13 protein-coding genes and 3 pseudogenes are annotated in these 15,387 nt (G+C 67.4%); 6 read left to right on the forward strand and 10 right to left on the reverse strand.

Features of this window, described 5'->3' with window-relative positions; genetic code table 11:
- Positions 1 to 344: 344 nt before the first annotated feature.
- Positions 345 to 1,466, reverse strand: a complete 1,122-nt coding sequence (locus ACWD6P_RS22185) for a hypothetical protein (RefSeq protein WP_451445869.1) — start codon at positions 1,464 to 1,466, stop codon at positions 345 to 347.
- Positions 1,467 to 1,557: 91 nt separating this feature from the next.
- Here ACWD6P_RS22185 and ACWD6P_RS22190 point away from each other — a divergent pair, with 91 nt between their 5' ends.
- The gene (locus ACWD6P_RS22190) at positions 1,558 to 1,788 is read left to right on the forward strand and encodes an e9imm peptide (protein ID WP_451445870.1); all 231 of its coding nucleotides are present in this window, start codon (positions 1,558 to 1,560) and stop codon (positions 1,786 to 1,788) included.
- A gap of 394 nt (positions 1,789 to 2,182) precedes the next feature.
- On the opposite strand, the gene ACWD6P_RS22195 is transcribed toward ACWD6P_RS22190, so the two are convergent.
- A complete protein-coding gene (locus ACWD6P_RS22195; protein WP_451445899.1) occupies positions 2,183 to 3,328 on the reverse strand; it encodes an RNA polymerase sigma factor in 1,146 nt (381 codons plus the stop codon).
- Between the two features lie 20 nt (positions 3,329 to 3,348).
- Positions 3,349 to 3,756 (reverse strand): YciI family protein, encoded by a 408-nt coding sequence (locus ACWD6P_RS22200; RefSeq protein WP_451445871.1) that lies wholly within the window; start codon positions 3,754 to 3,756, stop codon positions 3,349 to 3,351.
- 522 nt (positions 3,757 to 4,278) lie between these two features.
- Here ACWD6P_RS22200 and ACWD6P_RS22205 point away from each other — a divergent pair.
- Positions 4,279 to 4,752, forward strand: a complete 474-nt coding sequence (locus tag ACWD6P_RS22205; protein ID WP_451445872.1) for a carboxymuconolactone decarboxylase family protein — start codon at positions 4,279 to 4,281, stop codon at positions 4,750 to 4,752.
- 225 nt (positions 4,753 to 4,977) lie between these two features.
- Here the strand turns inward: ACWD6P_RS22205 and ACWD6P_RS22210 are convergent, their stop codons facing one another.
- Positions 4,978 to 5,547 (reverse strand): DUF3885 domain-containing protein, encoded by a 570-nt coding sequence (locus ACWD6P_RS22210; protein ID WP_451445873.1) that lies wholly within the window; start codon positions 5,545 to 5,547, stop codon positions 4,978 to 4,980.
- Positions 5,548 to 5,726: 179 nt separating this feature from the next.
- Positions 5,727 to 6,278, reverse strand: a complete 552-nt coding sequence (locus ACWD6P_RS22215) for a hypothetical protein (protein ID WP_451445874.1) — start codon at positions 6,276 to 6,278, stop codon at positions 5,727 to 5,729.
- A gap of 133 nt (positions 6,279 to 6,411) precedes the next feature.
- On the opposite strand from ACWD6P_RS22215, the pseudogene ACWD6P_RS22220 reads away from it, so the two are divergent.
- Positions 6,412 to 7,013: pseudogene (locus ACWD6P_RS22220) on the forward strand (transposase); the annotation flags it as partial.
- A gap of 278 nt (positions 7,014 to 7,291) precedes the next feature.
- On the opposite strand, the pseudogene ACWD6P_RS22225 reads toward ACWD6P_RS22220, so the two are convergent.
- Positions 7,292 to 7,424, reverse strand: a pseudogene (locus ACWD6P_RS22225) (glycosyltransferase); the annotation flags it as partial.
- Between the two features lie 3 nt (positions 7,425 to 7,427).
- On the opposite strand from ACWD6P_RS22225, the gene ACWD6P_RS22230 reads away from it, so the two are divergent.
- Complete coding sequence (locus tag ACWD6P_RS22230) at positions 7,428 to 7,940, forward strand: hypothetical protein (protein ID WP_451445875.1); 513 nt, start codon at positions 7,428 to 7,430, stop codon at positions 7,938 to 7,940.
- 426 nt (positions 7,941 to 8,366) lie between these two features.
- On the opposite strand, the gene ACWD6P_RS22235 is transcribed toward ACWD6P_RS22230, so the two are convergent.
- From ACWD6P_RS22235 to ACWD6P_RS22250, 4 genes are all read right to left on the reverse strand, one after another.
- Positions 8,367 to 9,926 (reverse strand): FAD-binding oxidoreductase, encoded by a 1,560-nt coding sequence (locus tag ACWD6P_RS22235; RefSeq protein ID WP_451445876.1) that lies wholly within the window; start codon positions 9,924 to 9,926, stop codon positions 8,367 to 8,369.
- A 278-nt stretch (positions 9,927 to 10,204) separates the two neighbouring features.
- Positions 10,205 to 10,792, reverse strand: coding sequence for a hypothetical protein (locus ACWD6P_RS22240; protein ID WP_451445877.1), 588 nt, complete (start codon positions 10,790 to 10,792; stop codon positions 10,205 to 10,207).
- Positions 10,789 to 12,024 (reverse strand): HBL/NHE enterotoxin family protein, encoded by a 1,236-nt coding sequence (locus tag ACWD6P_RS22245; protein ID WP_451445878.1) that lies wholly within the window; start codon positions 12,022 to 12,024, stop codon positions 10,789 to 10,791. Before ACWD6P_RS22245 ends, ACWD6P_RS22240 begins: the two co-directional genes overlap by 4 nt.
- 80 nt (positions 12,025 to 12,104) lie before the next feature.
- Entirely contained in the window at positions 12,105 to 13,289 is a 1,185-nt protein-coding gene (locus ACWD6P_RS22250) for an HBL/NHE enterotoxin family protein (RefSeq protein ID WP_451445879.1), read from the reverse strand.
- A 521-nt stretch (positions 13,290 to 13,810) separates the two neighbouring features.
- Here ACWD6P_RS22250 and ACWD6P_RS22255 point away from each other — a divergent pair.
- Together ACWD6P_RS22255 and ACWD6P_RS22260 are read left to right on the forward strand one after the other, a co-directional pair.
- Positions 13,811 to 14,074: pseudogene (locus ACWD6P_RS22255) on the forward strand (VOC family protein); the annotation flags it as partial.
- A gap of 376 nt (positions 14,075 to 14,450) precedes the next feature.
- Complete coding sequence (locus ACWD6P_RS22260) at positions 14,451 to 15,140, forward strand: hypothetical protein (RefSeq protein ID WP_451445880.1); 690 nt, start codon at positions 14,451 to 14,453, stop codon at positions 15,138 to 15,140.
- The last annotated feature ends 247 nt before the right edge of the window (positions 15,141 to 15,387 follow it).

A 15,387-nucleotide genomic window follows, 5' to 3' on the forward strand; every position in this document is an offset into this window, starting at 1 on the left:
CGACACCTCTCTCGAACGTGCATGACAGTGTCGCGCAGGGCTGGTACTACGCAGGCAACTACAGCACTCTCGACAAATGCGTTGCAGCCGGAAGGTCTTCCGGGCAGCAGTGGAAGTGCATAGAATCCGCAAAGTGGTTGCTGTATTTGAAGGGCTAACCATAGCTGGAAAACCGGGGAGTGCGCGGCGACCACCCCGAACTCATCAAACCTCTGCGGAGCCTATTCACATCGCTTACGCAGTAGCCTGCTGTTTCGCCGCGAGGTGCCCCGATCAGTCCGGCGGTCGGGGCACCTGCCCGTCCTGTCGATCTTGGGTGCGGCTGAATCGGCGGGCGTAGCGCATCAACAGTGCGGAGCTGCTAGCGCGATCATGCGGCGCATGACGGCCGCCGGGATCGTCGGATTCTCGGCGGTGTCCTTGGCACTGTGTTCCTCAAGGAGCAAAGGCACCAGGAACGCCGGTGGCAGGGCAGGGTGTCGCCGGGCCAGGCGGCGGACACCATGGTCGGCGTCATCGGCCAACCTGACAGCGGATTCGGGTGACAGGCGCGGGTCTTCTGCGGCGCGACCTCGTACAGAGGTGTCGGGATCGCGGCTGAACTGCTCCACAAGGGCGCCGGTCGACGCGGGATCGTCGAGCGCGAGAAGGCGCAGGCGCGGCTGCGGGTCGTCCGCGAAGCGGAGCAGGCCGTGGCGGGGGAAGTTGGGATGGTTACGGGGGCGGCCAGGGAACGAGAAGCTGCCAGGCCACCAGGCCCACACGTCGAGGAGCAGGTCCGCCGGGGCGTCGTCACAGGACTCGGCGAGGAAAAGGCGCACAACGCGGTCCTCGTCCCGGGCAAGGAGATCCACGACGTCCTGGGGAAGGTGCGTGGCCCGGGCCACGCTGCGGCGGATCCAGAGGTTCGAGGACGACGCCAGTTGCCGCATGGCGTCAGAGTTGCCGTGGAGGGCGGCGACCCACCACAAGGCGTATGTGCGGTGATCCGGACCTATCTCGGGAACGGCGCTGGCCATCGCGTCGATCTCGGTCGGAGTCAGGGGTGGTCGGGACTCGGGGTGCGGCGCGCGCTCGATGCCGATGCGTGCTCCATTTCGCTGGCGTCGCACCGCGTGCTCCGCTGCCATGTCGGCCAGGAGCTCGTGAACTGGCAGGTCCGCAGTGGCGGCCAGCAGCCGTTCCCACTGCGCGGGTGAGAGCTTCCCGGTCTCTGCAGCCGTCCCCCAGACACGCTTCACCGGATGGGCGACCGCCGCATCCAGGACACCAGGGGGAAGGTCCTCGCGGAACAGAAAGTCCGCCCTACCGGTGTCGAGGATGCTGACCAGTACCTCCTTGGGGGCGGCTCGGTTGAAGCCCAGCCCCCACAGCCACGCCTGGGCGAGGTGCTCGGAGGGGTGAATGCCCTCGGAGAGCGCGGCCCAGGCATCGTCACCCTCGTCAGCGCCTTGCGTGATCTCCACCGCCGTAGGTTAGCGAAGGGCTCGGCCGTGTCCGGTCGATCTCTGCGGCACTAGGCTGCAGCGCAGATCGAGGGAGGTGAGGGAGGTACGGATGGCCGACGATCGGATGAGCCGTGATGAGGCCGTTGAGCTGGTGCGCAGGATCATTGCCGGTGACTATGCCGACGACGTACAACTCACAGAATGGTTCGCGTCGCTCAGCCGCGATCTGGGATGTCCGCACATCAGCGATCTGATCTTCTGGCCCAGGGGCGGTGAGGCGTCGGCCGAGGGCGTCGTTGCTCAGGCGCTTGCCTACCGGTCGATCGCTCTTGGGCCATGACGCACGCGGATCAGGTGTGTAGCCGGATGACCAGCGTAGCCAGATGGCCAGCACAGTCAGCGGCAGCGGAAGCAGCGGCGGCGGCAGCGGTCACGGTGCCCACGAAGACGCAGCCGCGCTTGTCATTGCGGTGGCCACGGCTCGGAACTGCTTGACCGGCACGCGGTCTTCCGCACGTTCCGGTCCGCAGAGCCGCCGTGTCGGCAAGTTCCACGCAAGCGGGGTCTTGAGGACCGCTGAGGACCGCTGAGGACCGCTGCGGAATAGTGGCTCTTCGTAGATGAGCGGGGTGAGCCGCTTTCAGGCAGCTGAACCGTCGGAATCGTCGGAATCGTCGCAGTGAGCCATCTGCACCGGGCAGCTCAGCGCCGCGGGAAAGTCCGAGCGCGGCCCGTCAGTGACACCGGCGGGCGTTGAGCCGGGCGGCCTGGCGCGTCAGGTGGTCGCGCTCGGCGAGGTTCGGGGCCTTCTGGGCCGCCTCGGCGTACAGCCGGGCCGCCATCGCCAGGTCGCCGTCGCGCTCGTGGAGATACGCCGCCACCGCGGTGTGGCGGGGCAGTGAGTCGTCGAGCTCCGCGAGCGCCGCCAAACCGGCGCGCGGTCCGTCAGCCTCGCCGACAGCCACCGCGCGGTTGAGCCGGACGACCGGACTGTCGGTCAGGCGCGCGAGCTCGTCGTACCACTCGACGATCTGCACCCAGTCGGTCTCCTCGGCGGTGGGCGCGTCGGCGTGGAGGGCGGCGATGGCCGCCTGGGCCTGGAACTCGCCCAGCCGGTCGCGGGCCAGGGCCGCCTGGAGGGTCTCGATGCCCTCGGCGATCAGTTCCGTGTCCCAGTGGCTGCGGTCCTGTTCGGCGAGTGGTACCAGGCTGCCGTCGGGTGCGGTTCGGGCGGCGCGCCGGGCGTGGTGGAGCAGCATGAGGGCGAGCAGGCCCGCCACCTCGGGGTGGTCGATCGCGGCCGCGAGCTGCCGGGTGAGGCGGATGGCCTCGGCAGCGAGGTCGACGTCGCCGGAGTAGCCCTCGTTGAAGACCAGGTAGAGGACGCGCAGCACGGTGGCGACGTCGCCGGGCTGGTCGAACCGGACTCCGGAGACGGTCCGCTTGGCCCGGCTGATGCGTTGCGCCATGGTCGCCTCGGGCACCAGGTAGGCCTGGGCGATCTGGCGGGTGGTGAGTCCGCCGACGGCGCGCAGGGTGAGCGCGACCGCGGACGACGGTGTCAGCGATGGGTGGGCGCAGAGGAAGTAGAGCTGGAGCGTGTCGTCCACGGCGGGCGCGGGTCCCGGCGCCGGCTCCTCGTCGAGGCGGTCCTCACGCCGGCGGCGGGCCGCGTCCGCCCGTGTCGCGTCGAGGAACTTGCGCCAGGCCACGGTGACCAGCCAGCCCTTGGGGTCCCGCGGCACTCCGGCCGGCCAGACGCGGACCGCCTCGACCAGCGCGTCCTGCACGGCATCCTCGGCCGCCGCGAAGTCTGCTCCGCGGCGGACGAGGACGGCGAGCACGCTGGGCGTGAGACTCCGGAGCAGGGCCTCATTCAGCTGAGAGGTCACTTGAGAGGTCACTCCGTGATGGTGGGCGGCGCGGTCAGGAACGGGCGCACCTCGAGCCACTCGTGGATCGGCTTCCCGCCCGCCCCGGGGGCGGCCGACAGTTCTCCGGCCAGCTCGACGGCGCGCTCGTAGCTGTCGACGTCGATCACCATCCAGCCGGCGATGAGGTCCTTGGTCTCGGCGAACGGGCCGTCGGTGACCGGCGGGCGTCCCTCGCCGTCGTACCGGACCCACGCCCCCTCGGGGGCGAGCGCCTGGCCATCGACGAACTCGCCGGTCCCCTCCAGCCGGGCCGCGAAGTCCTGCATGTACTGCACATGCGCCGAGATCTCCTCCGGCGTCCACTTGTCCATCGGCACGTCGTTCACCGCGGCCGGGGCTCCGCGGTAGTGCTTGAGCAACAGGTACTTGGCCATCGTGGTTCTCCTCGGTACTGGTGCGCCCCATTGTGGTCGCGTTCACTACGGGGACGGAGCCAGCCACGGGTTCTCGACATCGCCGGCCGAGTTTTTTTGACTCTTGCAGATGAGCCTGGATGAGCCGTCTCGCGGCCTCCGGGTCCACGATGAGTTGTTCGGCGTGGAGGGCATGCACGTCCGCGACGTCACCTGCACGTTCTGGACGTCCTGGACGTCCTGGACGTCCTGGACGTCCTGGACGTCACCAGCGATCCGCGTCCGCGTCCTTCCCGCACGTCCGCGTCATAGATACCGGGCTTCAGCCGCTTCAAGGCTTGAGCGATCTTGCTGATTTCCCACGATCTTGCTGATCTCCCAGGTCGGCGCGGGGTTCTGCTGCCTGACGCAGCACGAGTGACGGGAGTGACGGGAGTGACGGGAGTGATGGGAGTGACACGCGTCACAGGAGTCCATGTCACAACTCGCTGAGCTGCCTCGTCATAGGTGTGTAACCGCAAAACAACGGCATGGGAGCGCATCGTGGAAGCACGCCTGAACCCCTTCACCAACCCCGTCCTGGGCAAGGTCTTCAAGCACATCATCGCCGCGGGCAAGGTGCTCGAGGAGTCGACCTTGCCGGCTTCGACGCAGGAGCTGGTGAAGCTCCGCGCCAGCCAGATCAATGGCTGCGGCTTCTGCACCGACATGCACTTCAAGGACGCCGTGCACGCCGGAGAGTCCGCGGAGCGCCTCAACCTGGTCGCGGCTTGGCGGGAGGCCACGGTGTTCACCGAGGCCGAGCGCGCGGCGCTGGAGCTGGCGGAGGAGGCCACTCGCATCGCCGACGCGGCCGGCGGCGTCCCGGACGAGGTCTGGGCGAATGCCGCCAAGTACTACGACGAGGACCAGCTCGGCGCCCTGGTGGGGGTCATTACCGTCATCAACGCCTTCAACCGCGGGAACGTCATGCTCCAGATGCCCGCCGGCGACTACCAGCCCGGCCAGTTCGGATAACCAGAAGTGCCGTCTGAGCCAGGCGTCGCGCTGACGTGTGGCTCGGACGGCCGTTCGCGTAGCGTGGCGACTTCTCTGCACCAGGAGGTGGGCGGACGGACCCGGCGGGGGACATTCCCTGTGGTGCCGGGCCGGGATCGGGGCGGAGTAGGAAGCCGCCGACGGACCGCCGTGGCTGGGGCACGGTCGCGGACGCGCCGATCAAGCAGATCTCACAAGCAGATCTCAGAGGCCGGCCGGGTGGCTGGAAAGCCAGTCAGCGTGCCGGTCGCGAAGCCGGTCCCGTTCCGCAGGACTGGCGAGGAAGACGTCGGCGCCACCGTCGTAGGGGTGGTGAATGCGTTCCATCCGGATGTCGGTGATGAGGACGTCCGCCACCTCATCGTCGGCGACCTCACGCAGCAGGCCGTCGATGCATCCACGGTGCCAGGGGCGGCGGTCGGCGAACAGGTGGTAGTAGGTGCGGAACTCCGGATCGGGGTCGTCCGCTACCAGCAAGGTCCGCCAATAGCCCGCAGCCGGCGCGTGAGCGGGGACACTGGGTTCGGTCGTCCACACCGGACGGATCACATACACCTCCGCACCTGCGAACAGCTCGTCCAGCACGGTGTTGTAGCGCTCCAGGACAACCGCGTACTCGCTCTCATCCCCGGGGTAGCGCTTCGAGCCCGGCAGGCTGTGGAAACGCACCCAGACGTCCCCGTGTACGTCACGGAGTAGGTGTCCTACCGGTTCACAGTCGGGCCAACGCTGCCGCCACAGCTCCGTCAACGCAGCCTGCTCGCTCCCAGACACCTGTAGCTCTCGTCCCCTCGCGGTTCGCTGTGATCCATCCAGCAGGCCATGCTGCCCGACGTCCCCCCGCCCGCGATAGGAAACGACGTCAAGGAGTTGTTTCGCAATGATCGTGCGGCACCGCGTCGTAGGTGGCATAGGTGGCTTGGTGGCTTGCTGGCTGTCGACGGGGCATGCAGTCAGTCCAGGTCGGCCGCCCACGCCATCAGCGCGGCGAAGTCGGCGTCGACAAGGCCGCATCGGGGGTCGACCCGGTGCAGTAGCGCGGGACCGTCGTGGTGCTCCTTCACCCATGCACGATCCGCCTCTGTGATCTCGTCATCGACCCAGGCGAACGCCCGGCCCTTCGCCCACGCGACGATCTCCGGCGTCTTCCAGAACACACCGTCGCCCGGCTCAGCCCGCGGCGAGGACCAGACGATAATGGGCAGCTCGGGCAATCCCAGTACCGGGGCGATGAATGCGTTGGCTTCCTCCTCCCACGTCGTCGCCCATACCAGCTCGAATGGAAGCGCATCCAGTGCCGGGCCGTGACGCGGGTTGAGCCACACACGCAGCGGTTTCACCGGCTTGTTCGGCAGCCCCCACTCAGTCAGCCGGCGCCGCTCGGCGGCCTCCCAGCGAGGCGTCAGCAGTCGGTGCGTTTCGTATCCCTCGGGCCGTCGGTGCGGCTTCGCGGCATACGGATTCAGCGGTCCGTCCACATCCACCAACAGCACTGGCTGCAGCACCAGTTCCTCCCCCCTCTGCCCCTGCCCCTGCCCCTGCCTGGCACGGTACTGACCGATGACGAGACGGCCCAGCGAAATTCGGGCGGGCAGCGATCTCCGTGAGTCGGACTCCGGGTGATGGGGCGATCTTGATGTGCCAGCAGTGATCACGGCGGCGGAGCATCTGGACAGCCCCGTTCCACCGGGCTGAACACGCGGGCTTCCGCGGGCTTCCGCCGGCTGATCACGACGCTGCGCCGCGAAGGAGCCGAAGCACTGCGGCCGGGGCGCCCCTGCTCACTCCCGCTGGAGGACCAGGTCTTGCTCGTCTGGAGGACCAGGTCTTGCTCGTCGCCGCTCGCTGGCGCACAACCTGACTCTGTAGCAGCTTGCCTCGCTGTTCGGCGTCTCGAAATCCGCAGCCGACCGGATCGTCGCCCTCGCCAGCCCACTGCCCGCGCTCAAGCAGCGACAGCGGTTCCGCAAAGGCGCGATGCTTATCGTGGACGGCACGTGGTTCCCACCCACGATCACAACATCGCTGAGCAGTCGAAGAAGTACAGGTACTCCACCAACCACCAGGTCGTCATCGACGCTGACGCCCGCCTGGTCGTCGCGGCCGGACGGCCGTTCTCGGGCAACCGCAACGACTGCAAGGCATGGGCCGAATCCTGAGCCAAGGAGGCCGTGGGGAAAGGGACGACAATCGCCGATGGCGGCTACCCGGGCATCGGCCCCGTGATCCCGCATCGACGCCCCGCCTGCGACGACCTATGCGAGGGGAAGCAGCCCGAAGGCCCTTCCGCACGCGGCCGTTCCGGGCTCGGCTCGCGAGCATCAAGTATGGCCGGGCTGCTTAGCTCACGCTCATGGCGAGGCTCGGTCGCGCGCATGTTGACAGCAGGTGGACGCAGTCGGACCGCATCGCCCTCCGGAAAGTGGGTCAATGATGGAGGCAGATTCCCATGCGCATTGAGCGTGACTGCACCCACACATCGGAGTGCCTCCTCTCACTGTCCACCGGTCAATTGAGACGACCTCAAGGTCGGCGTCGGGCCGTCGTGAGGCGGAGCCGATGCCCAGCTCGGCCACTCGGGCGGCCCAGTACGGCTGGTCCACTATCTGGGGGACCACTACCTGAGGCGCGCCGGCCCGGGCCGCCGTCGTCATGTGACGGCGTACGGCATCGGGCTGGACGGGCAGGGCAAGGCATACATCACCGACCAGGCCAAAGGGCAGCTCCTCGAGGTCGACCTGGCGGCCAAACAGAAGAAAATGATCATCGATGGCCTGGGGCCGTCCACCTCCGAAGTGGCGCTGGACGGGAACGGTAGGGCGTACACCGGCCACTGGAACGACGCGGGGGCCCTGTACGAGGTCGACCTGGCCAAGCGCACCAAGCGGGTGGTGGCCACCCTTTCCCATGTCAGCTGCGGCATAGCGCTGGACGGCGTGGGCAAGGCATACGTCTCCGACCACGGCAGCGACCGCCTGCACGAGGTCCACCTGGCTGACGGCGCACGGCGCGAGGTGGTCAAGCCGAAATCCGGAGCCTTTTCCCCACTCGGCGTCGCGGTGGACAGCGTCAACAGCATGATCTACGTATGCACCTGGGAAGGCCAGCTGTGGCGGTTCTCCCAGCGTGTGGTCCAGAGCCCCGGAACAGTCGAAGTAAATCCGTAGTGCAGGGCGGACTTTCGCGGGTGGGTGGGCGGGCATGAGTGCCTTGAGCATGTGGGTTGTTGAAGCTCCCGTGCTCGAAGGCGGCGTCTCACTGTCCGCCACCTTGAAGGCCGGCCGAATCACACCGGGACTGTCTGCGGGTCACCAGCCTCAGGCCCCATCAGGCCGGCGACCGATCCATTGCCGGTGAAATCCCTGCTCCATTGCCGATGAAATCCCTGCCGGCTCGGGCGCCGTCCGTCGCCCCCGGCGCAGTCCGTCGGCCCCGGCGCAGTCCGTCAACCCGGGCGCAGTCCGGTGCGCATGCGCTGTGCCGCGGCGGGCGATGACTGCGGCCGGGCCGACGTACTCGGCCGTCTCGCCGGTGAGGGCCACCGGGCCGCGGCGCCGGAGGCAGGGCCCGCCGCGTTCAGAGCGCGCGCTGGATTACCGAATGGCGTCCTCGGGCCTGATGCCTTCGGGGTAGGTGAACAGGCTCTGGGGGTCGTAAGTGCGCTTGATGCCGGCCAGTCTGTTGTAGTTCTGCGCGTAGTAGGCCTTCTTGTATTGTCCGCCGTCGACGAGATCGGGGTCAGGGAAGTTGGCGAACGCTGCGTTGTCGGGGTCTTTGAGTGCGTAGCGGCCCATGGCGTCGTACAGCCGGTGGAGGTACTGCCGGAGCTTGTCCGGGTTTTGGCTCGCCTTCCAGAATGCGTGCATCTCGAGGATGTAGAGAGCGTCGCGGTAGGGGAAGGCGGTGGCCTGGGGGTCGATGGTGTTTGCCGTACCTCCGACGGTCATCAAGGTCACACCGAGTTCGCCCTCCGCTCCTGCCTTCAGCCATTCCTGATGGATTTTGATGATCTCCTGCATTGCCGCGTGCGGAAGCCCTGCGCTGTCGATGATGCGTGACTTGACCGTGAAGTACTCGGCGTCGTCCTGCCAGAGCCTGAGCGCGTGGGGCGTGGGCGCGTCGAACAGCTCCCAGTACGTGCCTTCCTTGATGACCGGTGTCTGCGACGGCGGGACCTCCTGGAGCACACCGTTGAGTACCTGGTCCATGGCCTCGCTCCGAGGACCGAAGTAGGCCCCGTCGGCGACAAGCACGGGCGGCTCGGTCACCCCCGGGTCCGCCGCTATCGCGAGATGGCCGTAGAGCTTGTTGCCGCTGTCGGCCAGCAGCGCCTCCTGCAGTCGACTCAACGCGTCCGGCGCCTTGTCGAAGGCCCATGTGATCTTGTACTGGGTCATCTTTTCGATGCGGTGAAGTTGCAGCGTAAAGGAGGTGTTGACGCCGAAGTTGCGGCCGGCGCTACCACGGCAGGCCCAGTAGAGATCGCTGTGGACGGTGTCGTCGCAGGTGAGCAGGCTTCCGTCGGCGGTTACGAGCTGGGTGGCGAGGACGTTGTCGGCGCCCATGCCGTGCATACGGGTGGCGCGCCCGATCCCGCCGCCCAGCAGGAACCCGCCCACTCCCACGGTGGGGCACAGGCCGACCACGGGGAACGGCGGATTCTTCTCATTCGATGCGCGGAGTGCGTCGTACAGGTTCTGGATATTGGCTCCTGCCTGCACGACGACGGTGTTGCGCTCGGGGTCGTAGGGGGCGACCTTGTTCATCTGGGGCAGGTAGATCGACAGGCCACCCGGGATGTCGCTGTACCCGGCGTAGTTGTGCTGCTGGCCCACCGGGGACAGCGGCGCGCCCTGTTCGCTCGCCCACCGAACCGATGCCCTGACGTCGTCGGTGTTCGTGCATACCGCGATGCCGTCGGGCGTATTGGTGTACAGCGGGTTGGGGTTGTCGCCGTGGGTGGCAAAAGCGGCGTACTCCCGGTCGCCTCTCATGATCAGGCTGCCGCCGGTGAGCTGCTTGCGCAGCTTGTCCCAGTCCCACTTCGTGTCGGCTGCTGCGACCGGGTTCTCGTTTCGTGCATTCTCGTTTCGTGCATTCTCGTGGCGCGCCTTCTCGTTTCGCGATTTCTCGTTTCGCGATTTCTCGTTCACTGAGTTCAATCCGTTTCTGTCTGGTGCTCGTTACGAGGTCCTGAGCATCGACGATCAGGTCAAGCCGGGCAGCGGAGCATGTCGATGGCGGTGGAGAAGCGCAGCGGCAAAGCCGTACGAGGTCGAGTGCAGCCGTTGCAGCCGTTGCAGCCGTTGCAGCACTCGACCTCGTCGGTGGCTCGCGTGATCTGCTCCCGCAGGCGGGGTCGGAGAGGTAGCTCGGCAGGACGACGGCCGGCGGCGGCCAGCGGCGACCGGCGGCGGCCAGCGGCGGGCCTTCAGGCCGCGGGTCCCGCGATCTGCGTCGCGTAATCCATCGTCCGCTGCCATTCGTCGAGTGCCCCGGCGTGGCCGGACGGCATCCCCGCCAGGTGCAGGGCTTCCTTCGCGGCGGCGCCCATGGCGTACATCGCGCTGTACAGCGGAGTCAGCGCTGCGGCGATGCCCTCGGCCGCCGTGACGCACGCCTGCCAGTCGCCCTTGTACTTCTCGGGCGGAGTCTCCGCGTTCAGGGCGCGTTTCTCGCCCCCGAACTGCCCGATGTAGCTGTGCAGGAGTTTGATCTTCGCGTTGTCCTGGGTGTCGTCGAAGTCGCGCAGCACCGGTTGGATGTGCTGGTTGAGCCCGTCGATGTCCTGCTGGTCGAGCAGTTCGGCGAACGGCGTCGCGCGCAGGTTGCCGCACGCATCGTTGATCCACTGCGTCAGATTGCACAGATAGCTGGTCACGCACCGGACGTCGTCGTTCATGGCGCTCGCCGCCGGGCTGCCGCCGTCCGGGGTGACGTCCAGGATGTAGGCGTACAAGGCGTTCTGCGTGGCGGCGACCGCATCGTTGAACGTACGCAGCAACGGTTTCTGGCTCATGCGGCCACCGGCCGGTCGACGCGGGTGGTGTCGATGTTGTCCTGGATGCCGCTGAGGCCGTCCAGGATGAAGTTCGCGGTCCTCTCCCCCGCTTGCCAGTCGTTGAGCGTGGTCTCGAAGAACCGGCCGATGTCCTTGATGAGTTGGGCGGGATCGGCGTGCGGGTCGTCGATCGCCTTCACCTGTGCGTCCAGGGCGTCGCCATGGGCGCCCCACATGCCAACAAGGCCGTCGGTTCCCGCGGCGCTGTTCTGATTGCTGCCGGCGAAGGTGGCCACGGCCTGCTGAGCCGTACTGAAGGAGGCGATGGATGCCTGGAGTACGGACAGCCCGGTCAGGAGGTTGCGCAGTTCCTTCTTCTCCTGGTCGAGGTTGACGTCGCTCACCGTGTTTCCGCTGCTGTCGTTGAGCCGTCCGATACCGGCGTCGATGAACCCGATCCCGGCATCCGGCTTGTCGGCCACGGTGAAGATGCCGCCGATCACGATCAGGACGATGCCCTCCCCGATCTCGATCACGCCTTGGGCGATCTTCGCGAGGTCGGCCGCCAGCTGTTTGCCGAGCCCGTCGAGGCGTTCCTTGAGCTTCTCGATGATGCCGCCCTTGCCGGTGACGGCCTTTTCGACGGTCTGCCGGTCGGCGTCGAATGCGGCGCTGTCCCTGCCGACCAGTACGGCGAAGTTGGCGAGGTCCGTGCCCAGATCGCGAGCGGGGCTCTTACGGCTGTGCGCATCCTCCAGTAATGCGGACAGCTGATCACGGGCGTTGCTCAACGCCTTGCGCTGTTTGCCGGCATCGGAGCCGGCGGCTTTGAACTGCTCGGCGACGTCCTCGGCCGCTGCGCCGAACACGCCGGCGTATCCCTGGACGTCGGCGGCGGTGTTCTGGAACTGCTGGAGGAGATGGTCCCGCCAGTACTGCCCGTGCCGCTGCGCCGCACCGGTGTGCGTGGCGATGCCGCTCAGCGCCGTCACGGCTTCGTCGGCCGTCGCCTGGCCGACTGCCTTGACGACGTCTTCCAGCTCCTCCTGGACCTTGGGAAGTTCCTTGAGATCGGCGAACTGGAGGGGATAGGTCAGCTCGATGCACTCGATCAGGCTCTGCACGGCGAGCGCGGGCGCGTGCGAGCCCAGGAGAGCGGTCTGTACGGGTGAAGAGGTCTGCACGGGCGAAGAGGTCTGCACGGGCGAAGAGGTCTGCACGGGTGAAGAGGTCTGTGCTGGCTGGGGCATGGAGGCACTTCCTGGAGAGGGGTGGATGGGCGTACGGCCTGGGCGGGGCCCTTGGGGCAAGGGCCCCGCCCAGGGGGCGGTCAGGCCGCCTGCAGCTCCACTTCGGGCACGTACGCCTTCGGCTCGTCCGACAGACCGGTGAGAGCGGTCCTGATGTTGGCCGCGTTGGTCTGCACGACCCCCCATTCCTTCAGGGCGGCCTTGATGAAGTCGATGGCCTTCGTCAGCGTGAGGTCGAGCTGGGAACCACCCGCCTTGAGGGCTGCCTCGATGTCGTGCTGTTCCTGCTGCAAGGCCGCCTTCTGCCCACCCCACGCGGCGCGCAGCTGACCGGCGCCGGTCGCCGCGTTCTGCGCCGCGGTCCTGAGCTCGCCGAGCGCCGACTTGGCGGAGTTGAAGGTCGTGACGCACGCCTGCAGCACGTGCAGCCCCGTCTCCGCCTTGGCCAGCTCGCCCTGCTTCTCCTTGAGGTCTATGCCCGCGACGGTGGTCATCGCCACACCGCCGCCCGCGACGAGGACCCCGCCGGCCAGTACGGTGAGGCCGACGCCCGCCCCCACCCCGGTCGCGATGAGGAAACCGCCGACGACACCGGCCACGACACCGGCCGCGATCATGACCGCGCCACCGGCGATCATCGCGTTGTCCTTGTGGATGGCCGAGTGCAGGGCGTCGATCTCGTCGGAGATCGCGTTGAGGAGCCCCGTGTCACCGTTGAGGAGCGCGGTGACCTTGGTGTTGTCCTCGTCGAAGGCCCGGTAGTCCGCCTCGATGTCCGCCTGGAACGTCCCCAGCCGCTTCACGAGGCCATCCACGGCCTCCAGATAGGACTCGACGTCCTGCTCGATCGTGTTCAGCTGGGCCTGGGCATCGCTCAGGGCTTTGCGCTTCTGCGCATCGTCGCCGCTGTCCTTGGCCTGCTGCAGTGCGCCCGGCAGATCGGTCAGCGCCGCGCTGATGAGGTCGCCGTGGCCGTAGATGTTCTCGTTGGTCCCGATCATGCCCTGCAGGAGGTTCGGGTCGGTGTTCCAGTCGTTGGCGTGTCCCCGCGCCTTGCCGAGGTGGGTGTTGATCTGGTCGAGCGCGGCCTCGCCCGCGTCGACGACATCCTTCTGGTCGTCCGGCAGCTCGCTCTTGAACGAATCGTTGTCCTTGAGCGTCTTGGTGTCCATGTCAGCTTGCTTGGTCACCATCTGAGCGAACGTCTGCACCGCCAGGCCCGGACCGTGCGAAGCCTGCAGTGCGTCAGCGAAGGTTGCTGCCATCGTGATCGTCTCCGTTCTCGGTGACCGTCTGTCGACCGAACGGAGCGAGCCTCACACCGCGTGGCGAGCCCTCGACAGAACGTTTCCGGCCCCGCACCGGAATGCGGAGTTTCAGTCAGCGGGATTCGACGCAAACCCTTGGCGGGTCGTCAGACCGGAGCTCCTGACGTGCGGGAACGCAGCCGCCGAAGAGCATTCTTGGCGTGATCACCCCCACGCCGTGGCCGGGCGCACACCCCGCACACCCCGAACGCCCCGGACACCCCGGCCGCACGCCGAGCGGCCCCAGACCGCGAAGACCGAGGGCCGCACTCACCAAGCGCGGGGGCCTCCGGGCCGTCCCCCCTGCTCCGGCATCGGCCGTCCCGTCGTGATGTCGAACGGCGTCGCCCGGTCGGGCCCGGTCAGGTTGCCCGACGTCTTCCGGTGGACGGACATGGAACACAGCGCCGTGACCGACAAGCGGCAGGGCGGTTCCCGTGGCGGTTCCCGTGGCGCTTCCCGTGTGGAGGAGACTTACCATGCCGTTTGCCCCGTGTCTGAGCGTGAAGGACACCGCCGCCAGCATCGCGTTCTACACATCGCTCGGCTTCGACGTGGACTCCAGCACCGCCCGCCCCGGGGACGACATCCACATGCTTCTGTACCAGGGCGAGTTCACCGCGATGCTCTACGCCAACGCGGACCTCAAGAACTGGCTGCCCGTCCTGGCCGACGCTCCCATCGGCTTCGCCGGCATGTTCTACCTCGGCGTCGACGACTTCGATGCCGTCCACGACCACATCGTCCAGCGGGCCCAGGTCGTGAGGACACCGTCACCGACCACAGCGGCCACAGCGGCCACAGCGGCCAGCGAATGTTCTACTTCCGCGATCCGGACGGCTACGTCATCGGCATCAACGACAAGACCGCCTTCCGGGCCAGTGACATGGGCAAATACGCCTGACCAGCCCTGCCCCCACCCCAACCACCAGTCCCAGTCGGCTGGAAGGTCACTGAGACCTTCTGCAGAGTCACCCAGTCACCCAGTCCCCCCTCCCTGGTCAGCGACGGGTCATTACGAGTGCAGGTGCAGGTGCAGGTCAGTTGAGTACGCGTACTCACTCCTTGCCAGGTAACCGTGCCCATCCACCTGCTTCCCCACCGACATACCGTCCCCGTATGCCCGAGGAGAGCGCACCCGCCAACACCACCACCATCCCGCCCGAGTCCGGGGCCCCGGCCCCCTCCTCCGTCCTCAGGACCCTCGGATGCGGCGGTGTCGCGCTCGTCGTCGTACTCGTTCTGGTCGTCCAGTTCGCATGGGGCTCATGGGGGCCGAAGGACATTCCGCGCGTCGCGCCCGAGGACATGGCCAGCCGCGCCTTCCAGCGCTCCCAGGAGGCGTACGACGTCATGGGGTTCAAGCGCACCGTAAAACGAGGAGTCGAGGACATCGGTGTCAGCACGGAGAACACTTTCGGCTCCAGTTTCTGCTACGACGGGGGCCTGCTGGGGCTGGAGGACAAGACCGTCGACGGCGCCTACCGGATGAGCCACAGGTGGGCGCTGGACGACGTTCCCGCGAGCCGGGCTGTCTCCGGCCTGCGCCGACTACATCAGCGCCTCAAGGACGACGCCTGGGAGGTCACGTCCTATCGTGAGGGCGGTAAGGACAAGGCCTGGGAGCTTTTCGTCCGGCAGGACGACCGGGACGAGCGGATGTCCTTCACCTGGTACCCGGACCGGGAGTACTTCACCGGCGGCGTCAGCGTGGCCTGCGCCTATGACCCCGCGTGGAAGAACGGCGACGTCGGCCCGCCCGGCGACCAACAATGGCCACCGACCCTCCGGCCCACACAGCGGGACTAGGGCGGGACTAGGGGGTGTCCGATGGGGCAGGGTCGGAAAGGCCCTTGGGCGCCTACGAATGTGCTGGTCACAGCTCACAGCCGTGCGTTGCCGGCTGCCATGAGGATGGTCGCGTCGTAGCGGACGGCGAGTGGCTCCCGAGCAGTATCAGGGGGCCGGCCGAACCCGGGTTACAGTCGAACTGAACTCCCGGGAGTGTGCACCCTCTGTAAGCAGGGACAGACTCTCATCTGCGCACCGGGCTCCG

It is taken from the genome of Streptomyces sp. NPDC002446 (assembly GCF_053595675.1).